Genomic DNA, 3,353 nt, shown 5'->3' with positions numbered 1-3,353 from the left:
AACGCACCGACTAGGTGTAGCCGTCTTCGGTACGAACTCTGCGTCGGCCGTGATCATCTACGCGCGCTGAAGCCCGCAAGCCGGACGACCAACGGGCGCATTGAAGCGTGATTCCGCTCAAGTCGATGCGCTGAGCAAGTCGCCCGCAACGGGAACCCTCAGCGGGACAATGGGATGTCGAGCGGCTATTTCGTAAGTTTGCGCCCATGATCCTTTCGCGGGCTGTGCCGATCCTCACTGCCTCCAACCTTCGCTCATCAACAGAGGGTTACTGTCGGAGGTTCGGGCTTGACCTATTGATGGACCACGGATGCATAGTCACACTTGGCATGACAGGCCGCAGCGCGCAATTCAACCTTATGGAGCGGGACGAGACCGCGCTTATGAACCCGATTGCGTCCTTGCAGGTCGATGATGTTGACCAAGCCCTAGAGACGTCATTGCTGCTGGGCTCGAGATTGTGCATGAATTGACCGAGGAAGCCTGGGGTGTGCGGCGGTTCTTTTTTCGATACGGCGACGGAAATGTCATCAACGTTCTCACTCACGTGAGCTGAATATGCCGAATCACTGACCTATGGTGAGCGACATCGACTCGCGCTCAAGGGAGAGCGCGCCCGATAGCGCCGAGTCGTTCCAGCTGGGAAGAATGTGGCGGGTCGATGAGCTGTTCGCGTCATCAGCTGGCGTTGTCATAGTTCCCGGCCGCCCGATGCAACGCGAGGAGGCGGACCGGCTCGTCATGGTGGCCATCACGGCCATTCAGCGGCGCTGATGCCTCAGTTCTCTCTCGGTGCGGTTCAGTTCGAAGAACTTCTTCGGGCGATAACCCGCCGGACGATTTTTCCCGAGGAGGTACTGACCACTTCGTCGTTCAGCATTAGCCTCACCCCACCCAGAGCCGCCATGACAGCCGATTCGTCGAATGCTGCGTACAGCCGACCAGCATCGTCCCGCCGGTCTGAACCTGGCGTGACACGCCAGCTCAAGTAAAGTGTCCCCCCAGGAATCAACAACCTCATCATCCGCGACACGGACGGGCCGACTTCCTCTTCCGGCAGATGCATGATGACCGTCTCGCACAACACATTGGCGAAAGATGCATCCGCGACTCCGTCGAGCTTCGGCAGCTGGCGCTTCTCGAATTGCACCCCCAAGTGCCGCCTGCGCGCCTCTGCCAGCAGGCCTTCGGAAGCATCGAATCCAATGGCCGGGAAGCCGTTTGTTGAGAGCCAGGCGCTATCACGACCACTGCCGCATCCGACGTCGGCGGTGAGACCAGGTGTGAAGTGCTCCGAAAGGAGGGCATAGAGATCGGTCGGGGTATCCTGCTCCTGCTCCCACTCGTCAGCATAGGAAGCTGCATCGGCGTCATAAGCTGCAATGGTCTTAGAATCCATGCCGCAAGTCTGCTCCCTCTCTCAACAACTTCGCTCGAGCGGTCACCACTCTGAGCGAAGGCGTCAGGTCACACGGGAACCCTCAGCGGGATTGCTCTCGGCTCAGGTTTCTGGAGTGGCTGCAGTCCTTGCCATCCATTTTTCAGGCTGAGCGAGAGGTTCGAAACCGAATTTCTCGTAGAGACCGTGGGCGTCCCCGGTGGAAAGTACGACACGCTTCAGATTCAGATCGTCGAGCAGTGCGCACACGTTCTCCATGAGTGCGACCCCCACGCCGTGTCCGCGGACCTTTGGGTCCACGAAGACGTCGCAGAGCCACGCGAATGTTACCGAGTCGGTCACGACTCGGGCATAAGCTACCTGCCGTCCGCTGGCTGAGTCGAACATGCCGAAATTGGTGGATGCGTCGATTGCGGCATCCTGAAGGGCACGGGGTCGCCCCGTCGCCCAGTATGCCTCGCGGCTCAACCACGCGTGGATCTGCTCGCGGTCCATATCGCCGGTACGTGCAGAGAACCGGTAAGAAGCATTCGTCATGACTCCACTGAATCGGAACTGAAGACGGGACGCAAGCCGAGTGATCGTCGCTCCACGGATGATCGAGACTTAGGAGAGAACCTCCTCCAGGTTCAGTCCCTGGTGCGGCGCATACCGCCCGAAGCGCACGAGGTTTCCGGGTGCCATAGTGTCGGAGCATGCAGCTCACAGAATCGCCCACGCTCGCAGGATCGCTCGTAACCCTTGAGCCCCTGTCATTCGATCACGTAGCCGAGCTCCGTGAAGCTGCGAACGAAGCAGAACTCTGGCGTGCTTGGTACACATCAATACCGCACCCCGAGGCGATGACCACGGAGGTTGAACGCCGACTCAGCCTCCACGAGCAGGGAAAAATGCTGCCATGGGCCACTCGGCTCGCGTCAACGGGGCGGATCGTCGGCATGACGACCTTTATGAACCCGAGCACCGATGCGCAGCGATTAGAAATCGGCTCCACTTGGCTGGCGAGAAGCGCTCAAGGTACGGGCGCGAACCGAGAGGCCAAGCTCCTCCAACTGACGTACGCCTTCGACGTTTTGGACTGCATTGCCGTCGAGTTTCGTACTCACTGGCACAACCGCCAATCACGAAAGGCAATAGCTGCTTTGGGCGCAAAGGAAGATGGAGTGCTGCGCAGCCACTCAGTTGGACCGGACGGCGCTCTCCGCGACACCGTCATATTTTCCATCACTGCAAGTGAATGGCCAGCCGTGCGCCTGGGCCTTCGGCATTCCTTGACCACGAGGGAATTCTCCCTCCAATAATTGCGTCGCAACGTCGGCTGGGCCGCCCGATTTCACAACGGCCTCACTCCGTAAGGCGAACGTCTTGCGGGCGCACAATTAAGAGATCGAACACGAACGCGAAGACACGCCTGAATTCGCCAGACCCTGNCTCGCTGCTGCGGAACGGCTACAAATCTGTGTTCGGCTGCACCTGGGCGAGACCTGATCGACGTCCTATAGACAGCCATGCCAGCGGACCGACGACCGGTACGAAAATCGTCACGAGCGCCCAGATCATGGCTTGCGCTGAGGTAAGGCGTTTAGCGGTTCGAGCCATCGAGACAAGCGCTACGACGGCTAGGGCGATGACCAGAACCGAGAACATAGTCCACGCGATGTCATACCCGACGGGAATGATTGGATTAATAGAGTTGCCCATGTCGTCAGCTTACGGCGGAGGTTCTGCGAGCGGAAACGGTACCGGCGGCAACGGTCAAGCCCTGTGTTATGCGTGGGCAGCCCGTAACCGGAAGGCTCAACGGGTACGCTGACGCCTGAACCGTCGACGTCCGGTCGGGCGATCCGTCACCGGCCACCTCAGATGATTGCCGGGTTTGGCTCCCGAACGTAGGGTTGAATCATGGCTGAGCATGAAGAGTTGGCAGTTTTTCTGGGTGACTGGCATGCTGAGG

The 3,353-nt window shown here is 59.4% G+C and carries 5 protein-coding genes; 2 read left to right on the top strand and 3 right to left on the bottom strand.

Annotation, left to right across the window (positions count from 1 at the left end):
• Window positions 1-576 precede the first annotated feature (576 nt).
• Complete coding sequence (locus CXY78_RS00165) at window positions 577-774, top strand: hypothetical protein (RefSeq protein WP_092342592.1); 198 nt, start codon at window positions 577-579, stop codon at window positions 772-774.
• A 25-nt stretch (window positions 775-799) separates the two neighbouring features.
• Here the strand turns inward: CXY78_RS00165 and CXY78_RS00160 are convergent, their stop codons facing one another.
• Both CXY78_RS00160 and CXY78_RS00155 read right to left on the bottom strand, forming a co-directional pair.
• The gene (locus tag CXY78_RS00160; protein WP_092342594.1) at window positions 800-1,399 is read right to left on the bottom strand and encodes a bifunctional 2-polyprenyl-6-hydroxyphenol methylase/3-demethylubiquinol 3-O-methyltransferase UbiG; all 600 of its coding nucleotides are present in this window, start codon (window positions 1,397-1,399) and stop codon (window positions 800-802) included.
• A 102-nt stretch (window positions 1,400-1,501) separates the two neighbouring features.
• Window positions 1,502-1,936 carry a GNAT family N-acetyltransferase gene (locus CXY78_RS00155; RefSeq protein WP_092342596.1) on the bottom strand — a complete coding sequence of 145 codons (435 nt, stop codon included), beginning with the start codon at window positions 1,934-1,936 and terminating at the stop codon, window positions 1,502-1,504.
• Window positions 1,937-2,094: 158 nt separating this feature from the next.
• On the opposite strand from CXY78_RS00155, the gene CXY78_RS00150 reads away from it, so the two are divergent.
• On the top strand, window positions 2,095-2,700 hold the full coding sequence (locus tag CXY78_RS00150) for a GNAT family N-acetyltransferase (RefSeq protein ID WP_092342598.1): 606 nt from the start codon (window positions 2,095-2,097) through the stop codon (window positions 2,698-2,700).
• Between the two features lie 148 nt (window positions 2,701-2,848).
• Here CXY78_RS00150 and CXY78_RS00145 read toward each other — a convergent pair whose 3' ends face one another.
• Window positions 2,849-3,100 carry a PLDc N-terminal domain-containing protein gene (locus tag CXY78_RS00145; RefSeq protein ID WP_092342600.1) on the bottom strand — a complete coding sequence of 84 codons (252 nt, stop codon included), beginning with the start codon at window positions 3,098-3,100 and terminating at the stop codon, window positions 2,849-2,851.
• Between the last annotated feature and the right edge of the window lie 253 nt (window positions 3,101-3,353).

The sequence above is a fragment of the Cryobacterium sp. N19 genome (assembly GCF_002929595.1).
Taxonomy (GTDB): domain Bacteria; phylum Actinomycetota; class Actinomycetes; order Actinomycetales; family Microbacteriaceae; genus Cryobacterium; species Cryobacterium flavum.
This window is presented reverse-complemented; position numbering and strand designations above follow the sequence as displayed.

Coding starts and splice junctions, on each gene's coding strand:
- CXY78_RS00145 (WP_092342600.1), bottom strand. CDS start 3,100: ATGGGCAACTCTATTAATCCAATCATTCCCGTCGGGTATGACATCGCG.
- CXY78_RS00160 (WP_092342594.1), bottom strand. CDS start 1,399: ATGGATTCTAAGACCATTGCAGCTTATGACGCCGATGCAGCTTCCTAT.
- CXY78_RS00155 (WP_092342596.1), bottom strand. CDS start 1,936: ATGACGAATGCTTCTTACCGGTTCTCTGCACGTACCGGCGATATGGAC.
- CXY78_RS00150 (WP_092342598.1), top strand. CDS start 2,095: ATGCAGCTCACAGAATCGCCCACGCTCGCAGGATCGCTCGTAACCCTT.
- CXY78_RS00165 (WP_092342592.1), top strand. CDS start 577: ATGGTGAGCGACATCGACTCGCGCTCAAGGGAGAGCGCGCCCGATAGC.